Genomic DNA, 18,465 nt, shown 5'->3' with positions numbered 1-18,465 from the left:
GCCCGTCACGGCGTGCCCCTGCAACAGTGCCGGAGTGAAGGCACCGTCGAGCCAGAGCGAGGCGGCCGTATGGCAGGGCAAGGACCTTTTGCTTACTTTTGGGGCTATTTGCCAAAAGTGAGCCACCGTAAGGGCGGAACCCGTAAAAGGCCCTCACACATCAAACGGATACGTACACCGTTGCTTCAACAGGAACAGGGCGTACCTATCCGGCATCAGCGTCTGACTGAACGATGGGCTTCGCTCAAGTTCCCTCGCTCCGGGGCACGCCGTGACGGGCCATCCATGGCCCAACACGGCTGTAGGCTGGCCGCGCAACGCGCCTGTGCGCGCAGCCTGTCAAGTTTCATGTTGCAAAGCGGATTAATACCCCACGTGCTGGTAAGGTGTGCGCCGACTTTTCGCCGCTTGCCGCCCCTTGCGCAGACGGCTGCATTTCCGTTTTTTGATGTGAGGCACCCCCACCATGCCCAAGCCGATCCCCCTCAAAGATCACGACACCGAGAAACGGCTGGTCAATAAACGACTTATCGCGTGCGCTGCACTGGTACTGGCGATCAGTTGCACGCTGGTGGGCAGGCTGTATTTCCTGCAAGTCACCGAGTTCGACTACAACTCCACCGTCTCCGAAAACAACCGCGTGCATGTGTTGCCGATCCCGCCCGAACGCGGCTTTATTTATGACCGCAATGGCGTGTTGCTCGCCGATAACCAGCCCAGCTTTAACATGACCCTGACCCGCGAACGCGCGGGCGATGCCGCCAATGTGCTCGATTCGGTGATCAGCATCCTGCATTTGCCCGCCGAGGAACGCGCCGTATTTGCCAAAGCGATGAAACAGGCGCGCCACCCTTTCGAGCCGTCCACCCTGCTCTACGACTTGACCGAAGAACAGATCGCGCTGCTGGCCGTCAATCAGTACCGTTTGCCGGGTATCGACGTGGAAGCGCAGTTTGTCCGCCACTACCCGCAGGGCAATCATTTTGCGCATTCGGTGGGGTATGTCGGGCGTATCAATGAGAAAGAAACCAAGCAGCTGGACCCCACGCAATACCGGGGCACGCAGTCCATCGGCAAGACCGGTATCGAACGTTTTTACGAACCCGAACTGCACGGCAAGGTCGGCTTTGAAGAGGTCGAAACCAATGCTCAGGGCCGGGTCATGCGGGTGTTGCGCCACACCGATGCAGTACCGGGCAAGAACATCGTGCTCAGCCTCGACATCAAGTTGCAGGAAGCGGCCGAAGAGGCCCTCGGCGACCGCCGCGGCTCGATCATTGCCATCGACCCGAAAACCGGTGAAGTGCTGGCGATGGTCAGCAAACCGAGCTTCGACCCCAACCTGTTCGTGACCGGCATCAGTTCCAGGGATTATTCCGGTTTGCGCGATTCCATCGACAAACCGTTGTTCAACCGGGCACTGCGCGGCCTATATGCGCCCGGCTCGACCATCAAGCCTGAAGTCGCCATCGCCGGACTCGACAGCGGCGTGATTTCTGCCTCGACGCGGGTCTTCGACCCCGGCTACTTCCAACTGCCGAGCGTTGACCATAAATACCGTAACTGGAACCACAGCGGCGATGGCTGGGTTGACCTGAACGCCGCGATCATGCGGTCAAACGACACGTACTTCTATGATCTTGCCTCAAAGCTGGGCATTGACCGCCTGCACGACTACTTGTCGATGTTTGGTGTGGGCCAGAAAGTGTCGCTGGACATGTTCGAAGAATCGTCCGGTTTGATGCCTTCACGCGAATGGAAGCGCAGCACCCGGCGTCAGGCCTGGTACCCCGGCGAAACGGTGATTTTAGGGATTGGTCAGGGCTACATGCAGGTCACGCCTTTGCAACTGGCACAGGCCACTGCGCTGATCGCCAATAAAGGGGTGTGGAACCGCCCGCACCTGGCCCGCACCATCGACGGTGCCCCACCGGTGGATGAACACCCGATGCCCAACATCGTGCTGCATGACCCCAAAGAGTGGGAACAGGTCAACCATGCCATGCAACTGGTGATGCACGATGCCCGGGGGATCGCCCGGGCATCGGCAACCGGCGCGCAATACCGGATTGCCGGCAAGAGTGGTACGGCGCAAGTGGTGGCGATTAAGCAAGGTGAGCGCTACAACCGCCTGAAAACCGCTGAACGCAATCGCGACAACGCCTTGTTTGTGGGGTTTGCCCCGGCTGAAGACCCGCAGATCGTGATCTCGGTGATGATCGAAAACGGCGAAGCGGGTGGACGCGTTGCCGGGCCGGTGGTGCGCAAGGTGATGGATGCGTGGCTGCTCGACAGCCAGGGTGGGCTGAAGCCGCAATATGCCAGCCCGCACATCAAACAGGGCAACCCGCCTGTGTAGTGACAGCCCGGATCGTGAGAAAGCCCCCTCATGGGGGGCTCGTCAACGCACCGCGCCGGATCAGAACACCACCGAACGCTGACAGACCGAGGTTGCTACGATTTTCCCGCGTTTAAGCACCATCAACCGCGCGGGCAGGTCGAGAATCACATCGCTCACCGACCGTGTATCCAGCAACACCACATCGGCAGCCTTGCCCGGCGCCAAGCCATAATCCTTGAGCCCTAGCGCTTTCGCCGGATGGGTCGTGAGCATCGACAGCACCGTGGCCTGGTCATCCGCCCCGCCCAGGTGGCAGGCCGGAATTGCCAGCTGCGCGATGTTGAGCAAATCACCGGTGCCAAACGGGGTGAACGCGTTGCGAATATTGTTGGTGGCAAGGCAGACATTCACCCCGCCGTCACGCAGCGCCCGCACCGGCGTCAGTGTGCGACGTACGTTATGGTCGTCGCCGCGCGCGCCGAGGTGCAAGTCGGTGGCGGGCAGGCACATGACGCTGATGCCCGCCTCACGCATCAAGCCAATGATTGCCTGCTGTCTGTGCGGCGGCACAGCGCCCAGACTGGTCAGGTGACCGACGCACACGCGCCCTTGATAGCCTGCTTCGAGGGTCTTGCGGGCCAAGTATTCAATGGTCATGTGCTCGGCGTTGTCGGCAAAGTCCTGATGGAAGTCGATGTCTTTGTCGTACTCCCGGGCCAGGTTGAACAAATAGTCGATGTGTTCATGGGCCGAGTCATCGTTGTAGGGAATACCGCCCACGACATCGGCGCCTTTTTCCATGGCCTCAACCATCATGGCCTGCATGCCCGGCAGTTTCAGGATGCCTTCCTGCGGGAAAGCCACCACCTGGATGTCGATGACGTCTCGCAGCGTGTCACGCAGTTCCAGCACCACATCAAAGCCGGTAAAGCCTTGCACCGGGTCGAACTCGGCGTGGGCGCGGACGTGGGTGGTGCCGGCCTGCACCAATGCCCGCAGTGCCTGAGTCGAACGCTCGAGGATGTCGTCGCGCGTCAACGTCGGTTTGAGTGCGGCGGTAACCGCTATCGCCTCTTTCAACGTGCCGGAGCGATTGGCCTTGCGGTGCATGATATTGGCTTTTTCCAAGTGCAGGTGCCCTTCGACAAACCCCGGGATCAACACGTTGCCATGGCCCTCGATTTCCTGCGTGGCGCGCACTGAAAGGGTCGGCGCAATCTCAACGATCTTGCCGTCGTTCACCGCTACGTCCATCAGCGGTTTTGCATCATCGATGCGTACATTGCGAAAGATTAAATCCATGACGTAGGCCCTCTGTGTTGCTCCCCGCAGACACCTCGGGGCAACGGTAGATATACAAATAACCGGGTGTTCAACCGTTGGAACAGCCGTTACCCATCACACGGTATTCCAGTATGTGTTTCTGGCCATTGGTGTCTTCATAGGTCATACGCACAGGCACGACGGCACAGACATTGGCGATTTCAGTGGTGGAAATGACGTGGGCGATGTCCAGGTGCTGGCTGTAGCTGTAGTGCTCAACCGGTAGCGGCTCGTCGGCCATGGCCGCAGCGCTAAACACGCTGGCTATCAGTAGAAGTAACGCTTTCATGCTCAGAAGCTCTCTTCCAGATGGTCGGAAAAAGGGAACCCGGCAGCCTTATAGCGCCGGGTCCATGGGGCATTGATCAGAACGGTTTGGTCGGCAGGTACTTGCCATCCAGGGTAATGACCGCACGGGAGCCGCCGTCCGGGTCATCGACCTTCTTGACGTCCAGTTTGAAGTTGATGGCGCTGATGATGCCGTCGCCAAATTTTTCGTGAACCAGCGCCTTGAGCGTGGTGCCGTAGACCTGAATCATTTCGTAGAAACGGTAGATGGTCGGGTCGGTGGGAATGCCGTTACCGATACTGCCGCGCAGCGGAATGCTTTGCAGCACAAGGACAGCGTCTGTGTCGAGGCCCAGGGTGTCGGCCACCACTTGCGCGGCGTCGGCTGGCAGCGGGTGTTGACCGAGCAGCGCAGCGGTGACGAAGGCTTCATGCAGGCCGGTGCCTTCGGCGATTTGTGCAAACGACAAGTCTTTGCGGGCCTTGGCCAACAAGATGACGTCGGTCAGGGCATGGCGAGCGTTTTGGTTGATGTGGGACTGGATCATGGTGGGTTCTCCGTGGGTAAAAATCAGGGTTAGTGCGAAACAGCGCGAACCGTGGGGTTTTCGGCCAGTGGCACAAACGTGCCGGTGCGACGATCGAAGGCCTGGATGCAGCCGCTTTCGATGTCGTAGACCCAGCCATGCAAGGTCACGCGCTGTTCTTCGAGTGCGAGGCGTACTGAAGGATGTGTCTGGATATTGGCTAACTGGGCGATGACGTTTTCGCGCACCATCGAGGCGACTTTGGCGTGCTGGTCGACATGCTGACGCGCCTCATTGACCACCCGACCGGAATCGGCGTAGCGCAACCAGCCGGCCACGGCGGGCATGTGATCCAGGCACTTGCAGGTGGCGATAGCGGTCATGGCGCCGCAGTCGGAATGCCCGCAGATCACGATGTCGCTGACTTTCAGGGCGGCGACGGCGTATTCCACCGAGGCCGACACGCCGCCCGGCTCAGGGCCGTAGGACGGGACGATGTTGCCAGCGTTGCGGATGACAAACAGGTCGCCCGGTTCGCGCTGTGTGACCAGCTCCGGCACCAGCCGGCTGTCTGAGCAAGAGATGAACAACGCCCGTGGGCTCTGTTGGTTGGCCAGGCCTTTGAACAGGCCGGCACGTTCCGGGAAGGCATTGCGCTGAAATTTAAGGAAACCGTCGATGATGTCTTGCATGGGTGACTCCGTTGGTTCGCGATGCGATGAAGCAAAGGTTACGGAGAACGTGAAATAAGGTAAAAGTCTGATATATGATCGCAAGCATTAGATTATCTTATAGGTACGAGCATGCTCGCGCGTCATATCCAATATTTCCTTGCGGTCGCGCACCACCAAGGCTTCACCCGTGCGGCGGCAGCACTGCATGTCTCGCAGCCCGCACTGTCACAGCAAGTGCGCCAACTAGAAGAAAGCCTCGGCGCGCAGTTGTTTGACCGTACAGGTCGCAAGACGCGCCTGACCGATGCCGGAGAGGTTTACTTGCGCTATGCCCTGCGCGCGGCTCAGGAACTGCGCGAAGGCCAACGGGCGATCCATGACGTGGGCGATCTCAGTCGAGGAACGCTGCGCATCGCAGTGACGCCGACCTTCACCACTTACCTGGTCGGGCCGCTGGTGGAAGCCTTTCACTGCCGCTACCCGAACATTGTGCTGAACGTGCATGAACTCGCCCAAGAGCACATGGAGCACCAGCTGCTGGCGGACGAACTGGATGTGGGCATTGGGTTTGATGAAGTGCATGCACCAGACATCGAGGCCTTTGCACTGCTGGTTGAAACGCTTGCCTTGGTCGTGGGCAGCCAACACCCGCTGGCCGGGGAACGAACCATCGGGCTGGAAACGCTGAATGCGCAATCTCTGATTCTGCTCAGCAAAGCGTTCGCCACCCGCGAGCAGGTCGACCGCTATTGCACCCAACACGGCATCCGCCCGCGCGTGGTCATGGAGGCCAATGCGATTGGTGCATTGATTGAGGTGGTGCGCAGAACCCCGCTGTCGACCTTGCTGCCCGCCGCCATCGCACGGGCGCACCCCGCGTTAGTTGCTGTTGAGCTGGGACCGCACCGGTTGGAACGCACGGCAGTATTAATGCAGCGCAAGAATGGCTATCAATCCTCGGCGGCACGGGCGTTTATGGCACTGGCCAAGGAAGTGGCCAGCGACCTGACGGCCAATTGAAAATAGCGTCTTTCGGATAGTCAGTGGCGCTGACTTGGCCGACACGTGATGACGCGCCCATGGCCCAACACGTTGCTGGGTCTCAACGTAAAACAAGTCCGTCATGCTCCAGCGCATCAGACGATTCTTCCTGCCAAAGCCCCTGTTCAGGCGCTTTTTGGGTTGCGCGCACCGCGAAGACCGGCACACGCTGACATTCGGATTTGAGCGAACAATCGCTACCTGCGTCTCCCAGAGCAAAGGCGCAGACGGACTGCTACTGTCGCCCAAAACCGGGTACTCAATCAGCCGAAGAGGGTGGACCTGAAGTTGCCCATGGCGAATTTCAACGCGTGTACTTCTCTACCCTGCGGCGATACTGACGCGTGCGAAACGCCCTGCCGATCTGCTGCAAAACCATCGCACGTAAGGGTGATATCGGTTGAATATCGCGTGAGGCGTAGCGAAATGCTTAGGCATGTTGCCCAGACCCATCGATACCGCCGACGGCGCCCACGCTATTTGCCCCAGGTTGGCCTGCATCTAACGGCCGGGGTGATTGATCTGCAGCCAGAACTGAGCACCGCCGGACTGGCCAACTCACTCCCCGCGCTTGAATTTGTCCCGTTGCAGATCCTTTTTCAACACCACGCCGCAGGGTCTGGTCATGGCAAGGCCATCGACCATCATGTTGCCCGTTATGATCAACCCAGCACCGCCGTCGGCCCAAGCCTGATACAGACGCATCAGGTGTACCGAACGCGCCTGGTAGGCGTCCGCCATATTTTCTTCCATAGCGGCTTTGGCGATGCGGTTCTTGATGGTCCAACCTTTGGGTAGGATCAGCCATCTCCAGCACGTCATCAACCGCACCCCCCAGATACCGAACGGTGCTCTCCAGCTTCATATGGCCGAGTAGCAATTGCACCGCCCGTAGGTTCTTAAGAAAAATCGGATTTGTACCACAGTCGATCTGGATGCAAACAACCTGGGCGGTAATTCCGGCTCGGCGGGGGGTATAGGGAATTACATGATTTTTTAAGGGGACTGATCAGAATATTTAGGAATCTTCCTACAATAAGTTCGTTATTACTGCATTAGGTTGGTTGGTAAATTTAAGGAATATGAAATGGCTAATCACGGATACATGTCTATTACAGGGAAAAAACAAGGCCTAATTTCTTCAGGCTGTTCTAGTCAAGTTTCTATCGGCAATAAATGTCAGATCGGCCACTTTAATGAAATCATGGTGTTGGCTTATTCGCATGACATGATTGCAGGAAATGATGGAACAGTAACAGGCGGTCGTGGGCAACACAGACCTGTTGTTATTACTAAAAACATTGATAAATCCTCTCCATTGATTTCCAATGCTCTGCAAGATGGTGAGAAAATTAAATGCGTCATTGACTTTTACCGCACATCGCCGACGGGCAGTCAGGAAAAAAATTATACTGTTTGTTTAGAGGGCGCACGAATTGCGTATATAAATGTTCAAGTACCGCATGCGATCAATATGTCAGGCGGTCAGCCGCAAGAAGTCGTCGCGATTCGCTATCGGGATATTACATGGATACACGTTGGGGCTGGCACCAGCGCGCATAGCACATGGAACAATGGCGTATGAGTGACCAACAGTGTGACATCCATGACGTCACGAAAGCAGCCTCAGACCTGATGTCTTTTGGCTGCACCACGAGCGCCACGTACCTTGATAGCATCATGCAGCTGAAGTTTAGCTCGATTATTGCAAACTATGTAAACGAGGTCATTCGCGACGTTAACGACGGTGTTATTAGTGCCTGGGACGGGATGCAGGAACTTATAACTGAGTATGACGAGCTAGCCAATAAAGCGTGGTTTTACGCTAAAAATGATGCTGGGATTGCCGGTGGATTCATGCAACTTAAAACAGGTATTGAATCCGCCATTACAACAAGAGGACTTAGCCTCCCGTATAGCGGCCCAATGATTGCCCACGGAATTAACAACCTATATGAAGGAGGAATGAATATTTACAATGACACCAACAGCACTGTAGGGCCCGTGAAAAAAGTCTACCGAGAAATACTTAGGGATGGTCTGAAGTAGGCCGCTATTTTTCGACTGCTGAGCCATAGGTGCTTTCAAAAAACGGCAGCCGTTCAAAACCGATCACGTCTGCCGCCTATTCCATCCATTTTTTCCGCTGAACGCTCCTCGCAGCAGCTATTTCCCTCATTACGGACGCACCTCTCCTGCGCTGGAGAGCAAATATCGACGCGCCATCCAAAGGTTCGACAGGGCGAACAGCGTCACCATCTGAGCAGTGTTTTTCACCAAGCCTCGGAAACGCACTTTCGTATAACCAAACTGACGCTTGATCACTCGAAATGGATGCTCAACCTTGGCGCGAACCTGGGCCTTGGCTTTCTCGATCTTGCGCATCGCTTTGTACAGCGCGCTGCGTTTACCGTGTTTTTTGTAGGTACTGCGCCGGGCTGCAATCTGCCAGATGACGTGGCGTCCCGCATGCTCTTCGCGCTTCTCGACACCGGTATAGCCTGCATCGGCGCAGACCACGTTCTCAGCACCGTGTAGCAGTTTGTCGACTTGGGTTATGTCCGCGACGTTGGCCGCAGTGACCACCACGCTGTGCACCAGCCCTGACTCATCGTCGACACCAATGTGAGCTTTGGCACCGAAGTAATACTGGTTACCTTTCTTGGTTTGATGCATCTCAGGGTCGCGTTTGCCGTCCTTGTTCTTGGTCGAACTGGGCGCATGAATCAGCGTGGCATCGACGATGGTGCCTTGTCGCAGCGACAAGCCACGGTCGCCCAGATAGCCATTGATCACGCCGAGAATACCGGCGGCCAACTCGTGCTTTTCCAGCAGGCGACGGAAGTTGAGGATGGTAGTTTCATCTGGGATCCGCTCCAGGCTCAGACCGGAAAACTGGCGCAAGATCGTCGTCTCGTACAGCGCTTCTTCCATCGCAGGATCGCTGTAACCGAACCAGTTCTGCATGAGATGAACCCGCAGCATCGCCATCAAAGGATAGGCCGGACGGCCCCCTTCGCCCTTCGGGTAATGAGGTTCGATCAGGGCAATCAAACCCTTCCAGGGTACGACCCGATCCATCTCGATCAGGAACAATTCCTTGCGGGTCTGCTTGCGCTTACCGGCGTACTCGGCATCGGCGAAGGTCATTTGCTTCATTGAAAAGCTCGGCGATTGGTGTCCGGGGATTTTGCCAAATCAGGAAGTCTTTTTCAGGATTTCCTTAGAAGTGAGCATTATGGCGATATAACTTATTATTCTTTTGACTTAGTGCTAGCGGGAGTAGGGCTTGGTAGAAAAACCCAAAAAACCGATACATTTAAGCTATTTAGAAGTATGCCTGAAGATTATGAGAGGGCTTACAAGCAAACGGGGAGAATCTCCTTAGCCTTAGAAGCCTTAGTTGATGGAATCTCCATAAAATCAATATATGAATTAAAAAAAGAACACCCCTCCAAAACCACTGATGGCGAGCAGTAAATTTATACAAGTCAGAAAAAACCTCTTAATCGCGGAATAGCGTGAATCATCCCGACCAGACATATGACAATATAAGTCACGACAACTGTGACATAGAGAGCACTATCAGACAATGTAAAAAACATCTCGACAACCCAAACTACGATCATCGTATTTAAACCAGCCGACCCTAAAACCAGCAGTGTCACTATCGTATAATACCGCAGATCTTCCATTCTCATAAAAAGCGCTCACTGCAATTAATTTGAATGCGCCTTGCTTCTCGATAATACCCTCCTATAATAGCATGATCTTGAACAGAGACAATTTTATCATACTACTAACCCATGAGATCAACGCACAACTAACACATGGCCTGTCTAAATTTAATAGCTTCCTCACGAAATACCCTTAATGTTCAAGTGCTCGGCGGGTGCTTAGTGCACCAGATTCAAAGCCTCCATGCACCAAATTGGCCGTTTCAAGCTGTACCAGCGTGCACACGCCACAGTGGACACACTTCATTTCTCACGTTTCCAGCCGTCGCCCATAACTACCATTATTAACCTATGACACAGAGCCTATACCGAGTCTGAAGGTTCTGCACTTAGTGATTTTTTAACTGCAGGAAACATTTCACTTTCATCACTCGGTATATTCCTGATTCGAAGAACATTTTCAAGCACCTCCTTAAAAATCGGGGCTGCCACGGCGCCGCCGAAATAGCCATTCGCAGTAGGCTCATCCACAAGTACGGCCATGATAAATTCTGGCTCGTTGGCGGGAGCAATACCTACGAACATGGCCCTGTATTTATTATGTTTATAACCGCCACTGGATGCCTTACGTGAAGTCCCACTTTTGCCTGCAATGGAATAACCTTCGATTCCTGCGCGCTTCCCACCTGCCCCAGGTCCCTCCACTGCATTTACCATCATGTCCAGAACGCTGTTAGCAACCTCCGGGCTTATGACATTACGTGGCAGCTTCGCCTCACCTTTTATGAGCGACAACGGGATGAGATCCCCGTCATTGGCAAAGACGGTATAGGCCTGAGCCAGTTGAGCCAAGTTAACCGACACGCTATATCCGTAGGAGAGGCTCGCTGTAGCAATATCTGACCATGCTCTCTTGACTGGAACCGTGCCGCTACTTTCCCCAGGAAAATAAACCGCGGTGTTATTTCCGAATCCAAGATCAGTCAGTAGTCGCGAAATGACTGCTCCACCGGTTGGAATAGCGACCTTGCTCATGCCAACATTAGAAGAGCGGCGAATAATACCTGCCAAATCTAACTGACTGTCTCTGCCGACGTCCCGAATAGTATATCCGTTAATTTTTACGAAACCTGGCGCTATTTTTACAATGGCGTTCTTATCAATTACATTGGCGGTCAGAACAGCTGCCATGCTGAAAGGTTTTATGACCGAGCCTGGCTCATAAACATCAGCAAACACACGATTTCGAATAAACTTCGCGTCAAAGCTTCTACGTGCATTTGGATTGAATGAAGGCACTGTAGACAATGCCAGAATCTCTCCTGTTTTGGCGTGCACAAGAATAGCGCTGACCGACTTTGCCGCATGTTCCTCAAGCCCTTTAATGAGTGCTTTTTCAACGTAATATTGAAGGGTAGAGTCAATGGTTAAATAGACATCACGTCCGGGCGTTACGGGTTTGTATACACGGTTCTCACGGGTGACGCGCTTGTGCAAGTTAAATGTACGCTCCTCTAGGCCAGGTATGCCCGAAAGTTGGTGATTGTACAGTAATTCAATACCTTCGATCCCTTTCTGGTCAATGTTTGTAAAGCCTAACGTCTGAGCAAGCATCGAAGATTGAGGGTAAAATCGTTTGTGCTCCTGGCGCTCATAAACACCTGGAATAGACAACTGTATAATTCTGCTGGCTACCTCAGGACTAATCCTTCTGGCCAAATAGGCAAACGACTTGCCTCCAGGGTTGGAGGCTAATGTTCTGATCCTCACCTCATCCACAGCAAGATACTTATTCAGCAGTACAACTTGCTGATGCGTCGGGGAGAACTGTTTAGGATTTACCCACAGCGTGCTCACAGGCGTGGAAACAGCCAGGGGCTGATTGAACCTATCAAAAATAGTACCCCGAACAGGAGCTGTTTCAATCAGCCGCGTTGAACGTTTACGCCCCTCATTACTCAAGAAGTCATGAGAAAAAATCATCAGGTAAGTGATTTTGGTCGCAAGACCGATTGAAAGTGAATAAAAAATAATAATAACGAGGGTGAATCGAGGGTTAGTTGCTTGGAAAATCACACTGCACATCCTGACGTATACGCTAAAAACAAGACCAGCCTAACTAAATTATTCCAATCCTGCTTTGTAATATCAGGAAACAAACACTGATAATCGATTAGTTTAAAGCGTGTTAAGTGGCGACGTTTGGCGATGGCCTCTAGCAGAGTGGGAGATAGGCCATCGGGCCAGTTGTAGTCAACTGCTCCCCAATGTCCCGCTGGCCCATTCCACCCTCAGCGCCGTGAGCCACGGCGAGCAGGTCTTCATTGCCGTGCTGGGGGACTCCATCATGGAAACCGTATGCTCTCGGTCTATCGCCTCACCGATGAAGTGACGCTGTGGAGCATCACCGAAGGGGATCGCTCGGTCACTACCCTTTTGTAGCCCGACGCGTATTGAGCCTGAAACAAACAACGGCCTCTATCGAGGCCGCTGTGCTGTCTGCGCTCAACGTCTGACCCAATTCAGATCCACTGCTCCCTGGATACCATCAACCTGCCCCTTGCTGCTGTGCTGCCACCACTGCCAGCGCTTGCCGTGGCTGCTCCAGGTTTCCGGCACCTTGGGCTGGGCGGCATCCCAATGAGCAATCCACAGCGGGCACTCGCTAAAATCGTACTTGCGCCAGGCAACGCTGTTGCTCCAGATGCTTGGTGAGGTGTAGAGGAAAGGATAAGCCCCGTCCAGCAACGACTCCCGGATCAGCGTCACCAGCTCATACAGAGCGTCGGCCATCTGGTCCGCACTGGCGCCTTCGTTGCCCTGGGTCTCGACATCGATGGCCAGGATGTCTTCACCGACCCTGAACCCCACCTCGGCCAACCGCGCCTGGATATTGGCCAGCTGTTGGCCAGGCGTGCTGCTCAGCGCACGGAAGTAGTGATAGACCCCGCCCTTCAGGCCAGCGGCGCGCATGCCTTGAAAGTTGTTGACAAACTTGGGGTCGGTATAGGCGCCGCCCTCGGTCATCTTGGCTATCGCGTGGTTGATGCCGGCAGCCGCGACCCTCGCCCAGTCGATGTCCCCCTGCCAGCGCGACACATCGATGCCGCGTGCATAATCATGCTTGATCGGCTCTTTGCAATTCATTTCTGCTCTCCTGCATTGGATGGTCCAGCGCATGATCTTCCTCCCGCCGACCGTCACCCATGCACTATCGGGCTACCACCCTTTGCTTATTCAATGTGGTTCGGGACGCGCCACGGCATCCCCCTACGCCATGACAGTCTTGGTGCCCATCCTGTTGAAACGTCTGGATTATCATCTGCAACGCAACGGCGCCCCAATCCCGAGCAGCGCAACCTGCAGCAGCAAACCATCGACTTGTATAAGCCCTGCGTTATGTGAGGCAGGGAGAAATGAGACAACTGTCTGAACCCGGTCCGACATTTCTCGATCGTGGTGAAGGCGCCGCACCGCTCAATCCTCGCCAGTACCTGCGACCCCACGGCCGCCGCCCTGACCGATAGAGCGCAATCCCAGTGACGGTGATACAGGGCTGTTAAAGAGACGGCGTATGTGAGACAGCTTACTTGGGGTGCCTTTCTTAGAACGAGAGTGCGTGATGTTCGATCCAGCGATCGAACATGCCAAGGAAGGAATTTACTTGTGCCAGCCGGTCGGCTTATCGGTTGCGTCGGCGCTGCAACTGAGAGTTGTCGTCATTGCCGATGGGCTAAGCGTGCCGGATAGGAGCCTTTGAAAGAGCCATGCTCTAGCCTCCTGAAGGTTCATTTCAGGGCTAGATATTCAGCAAATGACTGGTCAGGCTCGCGCAACAAACCGCTCTCAACACCATCCTGAAATGGACTGACTCAGTCGAGCTACCCGTGGTTTTTTAATGGATTCTGGCGGAACGAAAAAAGACGCCTAAGCGTCTATTTTCAATGACTCACAGAATTCCATGAAACTCTGTAGATCGATATTTGGAGCGGGAAACGAGACTCGAACTCGCGACCCCGACCTTGGCAAGGTCGTGCTCTACCAACTGAGCTATTCCCGCGTCTTGGTGGTGGGCATTCTATAGTGTTCAAAGAATGCGTCAACCCCTTGATTCGAAAAGTTTTCTTTATTTTTCGGAAGTGGTCTTCAAATGCGGCCAGGCAGCCCGCAGATATTGGAGCATCGACCACAGGGTCAACCCCGCAGCCACAAGCAGCAAGCCGTACCCCACCAAGACCCAGAAGCTGAAATCCGAAGGATTGGCCAACAAAATTACCAGTGCCAACATCTGCGCCGCTGTTTTCCATTTGCCCATGTTGGAGACAGCCACTTGAGCGCGTGCGCCCAACTCGGCCATCCACTCGCGCAATGCCGAGATGACAATTTCACGACCAATAATCACTGCAGCAGGAAGCGTTAACCAGACGTTGTGATGCTCTTGCACCAGCAATACCAGCGCCACCGCAACCATTAATTTGTCGGCAACCGGATCAAGAAAGGCACCAAATGGCGTGCTTTGCTCCAGCCGCCTGGCCAAGTACCCGTCCAGCCAGTCTGTTGCAGCCGCAAAGGCGAAGACCGAGCTGGAGGCGGCATAGCTCCAGCTATAAGGGAGGTAAAACAAAAGGATGAAGATAGGAATCAGGAGAACGCGTAAAACGGTGATCAAATTAGGGATATTCATCGGCACAACTGGCTACGAGGTGAGGTGGCATTCTACTCGCTGTGCAGGTTTGCATAAATCAACTCAGCGAGCTTTTTACTGATCCCGGGTGCTTTGGCGATCTCCTCGATGCTTGCACGAGACAGCTCCTGTAATCCACCAAAATGTTTCAATAAATCTCGGCGGCGTGTGGGGCCCACCCCCGCGATGCCTTCAAGCGTCGAGGTTCTGCGCGTTTTACCGCGCCGCGCCCGGTGGCCGGTGATAGCAAAACGGTGAGCCTCGTCGCGTATCTGCTGGATCAAATGCAGTGCGGGCGAGTCGCCTTTTAACGTAAATTCGTGCGCGGCGTCGTTCAAGTACAACGTTTCGAACCCTGCCTTGCGGGTCGCGCCTTTGGCAACACCCAACAAAATAAGGTCCGGAACCGCCAACTCATTCAGCACGTCCCGGGCCATGGACATTTGCCCCTTGCCGCCGTCCACCAGCAAAATGTCCGGCAGCTTGCCCTCGCCTTCCTTGAGTCGACTGAAGCGTCGCATCAGTGCCTGGTGCATGGCGGCATAGTCGTCGCCCGCCGTCACGCCTTCAATGTTGAAGCGCCTGTAATCCGACTTGATAGGGCCTTCCGGGCCAAACACAACACAGGAAGCAACCGTCGCTTCGCCACTGGAGTGGCTGATGTCATAACACTCCAGCCGTTGCGGGATCTCGTCGAGCTTCAGAACTTTGGCCAATGCCTCAAAGCGGGCGGCTACATGTTGACGATTCGCCAAACGGGCACTGAGGGCCTGTTCGGCATTGGTTACAGCCAATTGCTGCCAGCGTGCGCGTGTGCCTCGCACTCGATAACTGATGGCGATTTCTCGACCACGCAGTTCTTCGATGGCAGCACTGATGGCTGCAAAGCTTTCGTGCTCGACGTTAACGATCAATTCGCCCGGCAAATCACGCTCCGGACTACTGATGTAGTACTGCCCCAGAAACGCCGCCATCACCTCTGCGACGTATTCTTCAATCCCCACTTGCGGGAAGAAGTTCTTGCTGCCGAGCACCCGTCCACCACGCACATTGATCAAATGCACACAAGCCCCACCCGGGTTAACGAAGGCTGCGATGACATCCACATCGCCATTACCTCCCTCCATGCTCTGTTGATCCTGGACACGCCTCAACAAGGAAATTTGATCGCGTATTTGCGCAGCCCGCTCGAAATCCAGCGTACTGGCCGCCTGCTCCATCTCGGCGTTCAGTTCATCGGTCAGGGCGCTGCTACGACCTTCAAGGAACATTACCGAGTGACGCACGTCTTGAGCGTACTCCTGTGGATCAACCAAACCCACACAGGGGCCTTTGCAGCGCTTGATCTGATACTGCAAACACGGCCGGGTTCGATTTTTGAAGTAGCTGTCTTCGCACTGGCGCACCAGAAACGTCTTTTGTAACAGGCTCAAGCTTTCTCGAATCGCGCCAGCACTTGGATAAGGTCCAAAATACTTGCCTTTAGGCTTTTTGGCGCCCCGGTGAATACTCAAGCGAGGGTATTGGCCGTCAGACAGAAACACATAGGGGTATGACTTATCGTCACGCAGCAGAATGTTGTACGGCGGCCGCCATTCCTTGATCAGGGTCTGCTCAAGCAACAAGGCTTCGGTTTCGTTGGCGGTGATCGTGGTTTCGATCTGCGCAATACGCCCCACCAACGCCGCAGTCTTGGGCGCCAGCCCGGTCTTGCGGAAGTAGCTGGCCAAGCGTTTTTTAAGGTTTTTGGCTTTGCCCACATACAGCAGGCGCGCCTCGCCATCGAACATGCGATAGACGCCGGGCCGACCGCTGCACGTCGAGAGAAAGGCACTTGGATCAAACACGTCAGTCATTATCAACCGGCATCTACCATGCCATGCCGAACGGCCAGCAGCGCCAGCTCCACATCACTTTTGACTGAGAGTTTTTCGAAAATCCGATAACGGTAGGTGTTGACCGTTTTGGGCGACAAACACAGTTTGTCCGAGATGACCTGCACTTTCTGGCAACCAACGATCATCAAAGCGATTTGAATTTCACGTTCGGACAAGGCATCGAAAGGCGAATCGCTGGCAGGCTGAAAGGACTTAAGGGCCAGTTGCTGAGCCACTTGCGGGCTGATGTAACGCTGACCCGCAAAAACCAGGCGGATGGCCTGCACCATCTCTGCCAGACCAGCTCCTTTGGTCATATACCCTGCGGCGCCCGCTTGGAGCAGGCGCGTCGGGAAGGGATCTTCCTCACAGACCGTCACGGCAACCACTTTGATGTCCGGATGGCTACGCATCATTTTGCGCGTCGCCTCAAGCCCGCCAATGCCTGGCATTTTGACATCCATCAGAACGACGTCCGGTTTCAACTCACGCGCTTTGATCAGTGATTCTTCGCCGGACTCGGCCTGGCCGACCACTTGAAGGCCGTCAATATCAGCCAGCATTCGTGTGATGCCTGTACGCACAAGATCATGGTCATCGACCACTAGAACCCGAATCAAGTCGACACCTCGTAAATTGGTCTTCTTTGGTTGCCGACACCTTAGCAAAAAACCAATGCCCCAACCTACTAACCTGCACCTCCTGTCCATGGAAAATTAAAAAATGCTCAAGTCAGCTGTATTTATGGCCTTCAGACGTCACTGGGCTCCTGACGATTCTTGGCAGCGTGGATAGCCGACAGATCAGCCAATGTGGTCGTCAATCGGCGGATGGCATCCTGGTCTTCTTTCTGCAGCACGCGATAACTGACCAGCACCTTTTCTTCAATCTGACTGAGGTTGTCGACCAGTGTCGGGGTCGGGGTCCCCGTCAGCACATAAAGAACATCCACACCGCGCTCAGCTACCCGTGACAGATAATCGGCCTTGGGTGCGCGATCGCCATTTTCATATTTGCCCTGTGCGTTAGCTTCGACGCCACCGATTACGCCAAAAGCTTTCTGCGACAGACCCAGCCGCTCTCTCTCTTGCCTCAACCGCGAACCGATTCCACTCATTTGGATGTAAGTTCCCATTTTCAACACCCGCGAGGATGGTATAATCAAAAAATATTAAACAACTTTGAACGGTTTTGAACTATGACCGGAATTCGTACTGCCGCACAAGCCAAGGCATGGCTGGAACATCAGGGAAAGTCGGTTCAAGAGTTTGCTCGAGAGCACGGCGTTGACCCCGCGACCACCTATCAAGTGCTCGCCGGGCGCAAAAAAGGGAAGCGTGGAGAAGCCCACAAAGTGGCGGTACTTCTGGGCATGAAGGACGGCATCATTGCGCCTGATTCTGCGGCGAAATACGATGAACTTCCTTGAGTATGCGCTTAATTGGGAATGCCACCCCATTTAGTATTGAACCGAGGTCAGGCCCTGTTCAATTCCCCAGCTATAAGCACCTCGGCCGCGCCTGAATCACTTGTCGCACTCACGTGCAAAATCGCTTATAGCCCGCGGGATCAGCACTCATAGAAATTTTTGATTGAATCTGTTGACTTGCCTCGCGTAAGCTTCAGCCATTCATCGGAGAGCACCCATGTTGCACAACGCCATCACCCACATGTGCCAGATCACCAGCGTTTCTCGCTTGGTCGGCACTGTGTGCGCGAACAACACAGGCTCTGCTGCACGATTTTATTTTGGGTATTGGTTTAGCCACTGGCGCGCCTGATACCCAATCGGCGCCCACGTTTCAGGGGTCGCCTACCAGAGAATTCTCACCCCCGGTCGGCTACCCGACCGGGGGTTTTGTTTTTTCAGCCCCTGACCATTTATTGAATTTGAGGATTGACCCATGAACTACGCCACTTATTACCGCTTCGACCTCTGCGCTGCATGGCGATTTATCAACCGTCGTTCGGGACAGTCTGCCGCCTCCGAACGGAACCACTTGGGTGGCACGCATCCCCTCTCAGCCAGCCCG

17 protein-coding genes, 1 tRNA gene and 2 pseudogenes are annotated in these 18,465 nt (G+C 54.7%); 6 read left to right on the top strand and 14 right to left on the bottom strand.

Features of this window, described 5'->3' with window-relative positions; translation table 11 throughout:
* Nucleotides 1-466: 466 nt before the first annotated feature.
* Complete coding sequence (gene mrdA, locus BKD70_RS15130) at nt 467-2,359, top strand: penicillin-binding protein 2 (RefSeq protein WP_047273624.1); 1,893 nt, start codon at nt 467-469, stop codon at nt 2,357-2,359.
* 60 nt (nt 2,360-2,419) lie between these two features.
* On the opposite strand, the gene BKD70_RS15125 is transcribed toward mrdA, so the two are convergent.
* From BKD70_RS15125 to BKD70_RS15110, 4 genes are all read right to left on the bottom strand, one after another.
* A complete protein-coding gene (locus BKD70_RS15125; RefSeq protein WP_047273622.1) occupies nt 2,420-3,643 on the bottom strand; it encodes an amidohydrolase family protein in 1,224 nt (407 codons plus the stop codon).
* A 70-nt stretch (nt 3,644-3,713) separates the two neighbouring features.
* Nucleotides 3,714-3,953, bottom strand: a complete 240-nt coding sequence (locus tag BKD70_RS15120; RefSeq protein WP_047273620.1) for a DUF2790 domain-containing protein — start codon at nt 3,951-3,953, stop codon at nt 3,714-3,716.
* Nucleotides 3,954-4,029: 76 nt separating this feature from the next.
* Nucleotides 4,030-4,500 (bottom strand): cyanase, encoded by a 471-nt coding sequence (gene cynS, locus BKD70_RS15115; protein ID WP_047273618.1) that lies wholly within the window; start codon nt 4,498-4,500, stop codon nt 4,030-4,032.
* Nucleotides 4,501-4,529: 29 nt separating this feature from the next.
* Entirely contained in the window at nt 4,530-5,171 is a 642-nt protein-coding gene (locus tag BKD70_RS15110) for a carbonic anhydrase (RefSeq protein WP_047273616.1), read from the bottom strand.
* 111 nt (nt 5,172-5,282) lie between these two features.
* Between BKD70_RS15110 and cynR the strand changes: the two genes are divergently transcribed.
* On the top strand, nt 5,283-6,173 hold the full coding sequence (gene cynR / locus BKD70_RS15105) for a transcriptional regulator CynR (protein WP_047273614.1): 891 nt from the start codon (nt 5,283-5,285) through the stop codon (nt 6,171-6,173).
* A gap of 426 nt (nt 6,174-6,599) precedes the next feature.
* Here cynR and BKD70_RS15100 read toward each other — a convergent pair.
* Both BKD70_RS15100 and BKD70_RS25400 read right to left on the bottom strand, forming a co-directional pair.
* A pseudogene (locus tag BKD70_RS15100) lies at nt 6,600-7,016 on the bottom strand (2,4-dienoyl-CoA reductase); the annotation flags it as partial.
* Nucleotides 6,985-7,095: pseudogene (locus BKD70_RS25400) on the bottom strand (integrase); the annotation flags it as partial. The pseudogenes BKD70_RS25400 and BKD70_RS15100, both read right to left, overlap by 32 nt.
* Nucleotides 7,096-7,281: 186 nt before the next feature.
* Between BKD70_RS25400 and BKD70_RS24345 the strand changes: the two are divergent.
* Nucleotides 7,282-7,779 carry an Hcp family type VI secretion system effector gene (locus tag BKD70_RS24345; RefSeq protein WP_080960354.1) on the top strand — a complete coding sequence of 166 codons (498 nt, stop codon included), beginning with the start codon at nt 7,282-7,284 and terminating at the stop codon, nt 7,777-7,779.
* The gene (locus tag BKD70_RS15095; RefSeq protein WP_052892127.1) at nt 7,776-8,243 is read left to right on the top strand and encodes a DUF4225 domain-containing protein; all 468 of its coding nucleotides are present in this window, start codon (nt 7,776-7,778) and stop codon (nt 8,241-8,243) included. Before BKD70_RS24345 ends, BKD70_RS15095 begins: the two co-directional genes overlap by 4 nt.
* A 129-nt stretch (nt 8,244-8,372) precedes the next feature.
* Here the strand turns inward: BKD70_RS15095 and BKD70_RS15090 are convergent, their stop codons facing one another.
* Complete coding sequence (locus BKD70_RS15090) at nt 8,373-9,353, bottom strand: IS5 family transposase (protein WP_047273613.1); 981 nt, start codon at nt 9,351-9,353, stop codon at nt 8,373-8,375.
* An 18-nt stretch (nt 9,354-9,371) separates the two neighbouring features.
* Here BKD70_RS15090 and BKD70_RS24340 point away from each other — a divergent pair, with 18 nt between their 5' ends.
* A complete protein-coding gene (locus BKD70_RS24340) occupies nt 9,372-9,674 on the top strand; it encodes a DUF4225 domain-containing protein (RefSeq protein ID WP_170320294.1) in 303 nt (100 codons plus the stop codon).
* 560 nt (nt 9,675-10,234) lie between these two features.
* On the opposite strand, the gene BKD70_RS15085 is transcribed toward BKD70_RS24340, so the two are convergent.
* The 7 genes from BKD70_RS15085 to BKD70_RS15055 all read right to left on the bottom strand — a co-directional run bounded on the left by BKD70_RS15085 (nt 10,235) and on the right by BKD70_RS15055 (nt 17,549).
* Complete coding sequence (locus tag BKD70_RS15085) at nt 10,235-11,947, bottom strand: peptidoglycan D,D-transpeptidase FtsI family protein (RefSeq protein ID WP_371913998.1); 1,713 nt, start codon at nt 11,945-11,947, stop codon at nt 10,235-10,237.
* Between the two features lie 429 nt (nt 11,948-12,376).
* Nucleotides 12,377-13,018, bottom strand: a complete 642-nt coding sequence (locus BKD70_RS15080) for a glycoside hydrolase family 25 protein (RefSeq protein ID WP_047273609.1) — start codon at nt 13,016-13,018, stop codon at nt 12,377-12,379.
* Nucleotides 13,019-13,855: 837 nt separating this feature from the next.
* Nucleotides 13,856-13,931: transfer RNA gene (locus tag BKD70_RS15075), tRNA-Gly, on the bottom strand.
* A gap of 66 nt (nt 13,932-13,997) precedes the next feature.
* On the bottom strand, nt 13,998-14,555 hold the full coding sequence (gene pgsA, locus BKD70_RS15070) for a CDP-diacylglycerol--glycerol-3-phosphate 3-phosphatidyltransferase (protein WP_047273607.1): 558 nt from the start codon (nt 14,553-14,555) through the stop codon (nt 13,998-14,000).
* Nucleotides 14,556-14,587: 32 nt separating this feature from the next.
* A complete protein-coding gene (uvrC, locus tag BKD70_RS15065) occupies nt 14,588-16,411 on the bottom strand; it encodes an excinuclease ABC subunit UvrC (RefSeq protein WP_047273605.1) in 1,824 nt (607 codons plus the stop codon).
* Nucleotides 16,412-16,413: 2 nt separating this feature from the next.
* The gene (gene uvrY / locus BKD70_RS15060) at nt 16,414-17,052 is read right to left on the bottom strand and encodes a UvrY/SirA/GacA family response regulator transcription factor (protein ID WP_047273603.1); all 639 of its coding nucleotides are present in this window, start codon (nt 17,050-17,052) and stop codon (nt 16,414-16,416) included.
* Nucleotides 17,053-17,183: 131 nt separating this feature from the next.
* Nucleotides 17,184-17,549 (bottom strand): helix-turn-helix domain-containing protein, encoded by a 366-nt coding sequence (locus BKD70_RS15055; protein WP_047273601.1) that lies wholly within the window; start codon nt 17,547-17,549, stop codon nt 17,184-17,186.
* A gap of 81 nt (nt 17,550-17,630) precedes the next feature.
* On the opposite strand from BKD70_RS15055, the gene BKD70_RS15050 reads away from it, so the two are divergent.
* A complete protein-coding gene (locus tag BKD70_RS15050; RefSeq protein ID WP_047273599.1) occupies nt 17,631-17,861 on the top strand; it encodes a DNA-binding protein in 231 nt (76 codons plus the stop codon).
* Nucleotides 17,862-18,465: the final 604 nt, after the last annotated feature.

Source organism: Pseudomonas sp. BS-2016, assembly GCF_001806145.1.
GTDB classification, from domain to species: domain Bacteria; phylum Pseudomonadota; class Gammaproteobacteria; order Pseudomonadales; family Pseudomonadaceae; genus Aquipseudomonas; species Aquipseudomonas lundensis.
The sequence above is the reverse complement of the archived record's forward strand: the minus strand, read 5'-3'. Positions and strand labels throughout refer to the sequence as shown.

Bases quoted from the DNA above. Each gene is read 5' to 3' on its own strand.
- mrdA (WP_047273624.1), top strand. From the start codon at position 467: ATGCCCAAGCCGATCCCCCTCAAAGATCACGACACCGAGAAACGGCTG.
- BKD70_RS15125 (WP_047273622.1), bottom strand. From the start codon at position 3,643: ATGGATTTAATCTTTCGCAATGTACGCATCGATGATGCAAAACCGCTG.
- BKD70_RS15120 (WP_047273620.1), bottom strand. From the start codon at position 3,953: ATGAAAGCGTTACTTCTACTGATAGCCAGCGTGTTTAGCGCTGCGGCC.
- cynS (WP_047273618.1), bottom strand. From the start codon at position 4,500: ATGATCCAGTCCCACATCAACCAAAACGCTCGCCATGCCCTGACCGAC.
- BKD70_RS15110 (WP_047273616.1), bottom strand. From the start codon at position 5,171: ATGCAAGACATCATCGACGGTTTCCTTAAATTTCAGCGCAATGCCTTC.
- cynR (WP_047273614.1), top strand. From the start codon at position 5,283: ATGCTCGCGCGTCATATCCAATATTTCCTTGCGGTCGCGCACCACCAA.
- BKD70_RS24345 (WP_080960354.1), top strand. From the start codon at position 7,282: ATGGCTAATCACGGATACATGTCTATTACAGGGAAAAAACAAGGCCTA.
- BKD70_RS15095 (WP_052892127.1), top strand. From the start codon at position 7,776: ATGAGTGACCAACAGTGTGACATCCATGACGTCACGAAAGCAGCCTCA.
- BKD70_RS15090 (WP_047273613.1), bottom strand. From the start codon at position 9,353: ATGAAGCAAATGACCTTCGCCGATGCCGAGTACGCCGGTAAGCGCAAG.
- BKD70_RS15080 (WP_047273609.1), bottom strand. From the start codon at position 13,018: ATGAATTGCAAAGAGCCGATCAAGCATGATTATGCACGCGGCATCGAT.
- pgsA (WP_047273607.1), bottom strand. From the start codon at position 14,555: ATGAATATCCCTAATTTGATCACCGTTTTACGCGTTCTCCTGATTCCT.
- uvrC (WP_047273605.1), bottom strand. From the start codon at position 16,411: ATGACTGACGTGTTTGATCCAAGTGCCTTTCTCTCGACGTGCAGCGGT.
- BKD70_RS15055 (WP_047273601.1), bottom strand. From the start codon at position 17,549: ATGAGTGGAATCGGTTCGCGGTTGAGGCAAGAGAGAGAGCGGCTGGGT.
- BKD70_RS15050 (WP_047273599.1), top strand. From the start codon at position 17,631: ATGACCGGAATTCGTACTGCCGCACAAGCCAAGGCATGGCTGGAACAT.